Annotated in this window: 1 protein-coding gene; it reads right to left on the bottom strand. The window is 64.5% G+C overall.

Annotated elements, in window-relative coordinates; all coding sequences use genetic code 11:
* A partial coding sequence (locus GVN67_RS29235) for a Rho termination factor N-terminal domain-containing protein (protein ID WP_200845456.1) occupies nt 1-448 on the bottom strand: 448 nt, incomplete at both ends.

Raw genomic sequence — 448 nt, 5'->3', positions numbered from 1 at the left:
GGCCGCGGCCGATGGGGGCGATGATGTCGATGATGCGGCCCGTGATGTTCTCTTCGCCCTTCATGTCGCGCTCGAGCTTCATCTGCTCCTTGGGGAACAGCGGGGTCAGGTTCTCGAACATGACCTTGTGCTTGTTCTGCTCGGGCGGGCCGCCGTTCACGGCGTCGAGCTTGGTCAGCGCGAAGTAGCGCTCGCCGTCCTTGGGCGTACGGACCTCCCCCTCGATCATGTCGCCCGTGTGCAGGTTGAAGCGGCGCACCTGGCTGGGGGAGATGTAGATGTCGTCCGTGCTCGCGGTGTAGCTCGTGTCCGGGCTGCGCAGGAAGCCGAAGCCGTCGGGAAGGATCTCCAGCACGCCGTCCGCGAAGACCTGCTCGCCGGCCTTCGCCCGCTTCTTGATGATCGCGAACATCAGTTCCTGCTTGCGCATGCGACCGGTGTTCTCGAT

This window comes from Roseomonas sp. 18066, assembly GCF_902706185.1.
GTDB lineage: Bacteria > Pseudomonadota > Alphaproteobacteria > Acetobacterales > Acetobacteraceae > Pseudoroseomonas.
This window is presented reverse-complemented; position numbering and strand designations above follow the sequence as displayed.